Annotated in this window: 1 protein-coding gene; it reads right to left on the bottom strand. The window is 33.6% G+C overall.

What is annotated here, in order from left to right; all coding sequences use genetic code 11:
- Positions 1-20 precede the first annotated feature (20 nt).
- Positions 21-584, bottom strand: a complete 564-nt coding sequence (locus tag JM172_RS24595; protein WP_352224176.1) for a hypothetical protein — start codon at positions 582-584, stop codon at positions 21-23.
- Positions 585-622: the final 38 nt, after the last annotated feature.

Raw genomic sequence — 622 nt, 5'->3', positions numbered from 1 at the left:
ACAGAAAAGCTGTACGGATTCTATTCGTTCTTTTTCTTTTTCCAACCCTTTAACATCTCTTCATCTATTTCTGCAATTACTTCTTGAGTTCCATCCTCCATATTTTTTTTCACATCTACATCTTTTTCATTACTGATTGCATACCAGAACCTTTTATCACCTTCAACATCAACGATCTTAGCTTTTTCTTTCCCTGCATAGACTTCCTCAATTGAAACATCATTTATAGCACCAGAATATATATATGGTACTTGGTGCATTGAAGACCATTTTACAGGAGTATCCCATTCTGCCCCTCTAGTTTGCTTCCAACTCCATGTACCATTTTCTTGTTCAAAATATGCAATAAATATTTGTTCTCCTTGGAGCTTGTTTTCTGTAAATATGGCAATTGCATCATTTGGATGAACTACATTTTGTTCCTGATACACAAGAGAGTAAGAGTAATTTACTTCTTCATCGTATTCATTTTTCAGTTCCATCTTTGAATGAAAGAAATCCTCAAAAGTTTGTTCATTAGAACACGCGACCAACAAAGTCAAGATTGGGATAACGGTTAGTAGTATTTTTTTAATAATCTTCACCTACTATTCTTGATAGTAATATTCAATTAACATGCCCT

This window comes from Bacillus sp. SM2101 (assembly GCF_018588585.1).
GTDB lineage: Bacteria > Bacillota > Bacilli > Bacillales > SM2101 > Nanhaiella > Nanhaiella sioensis.
Note: the sequence above shows the minus strand (reverse complement) of the source record. Positions and strands in the feature narration are given on the sequence as shown.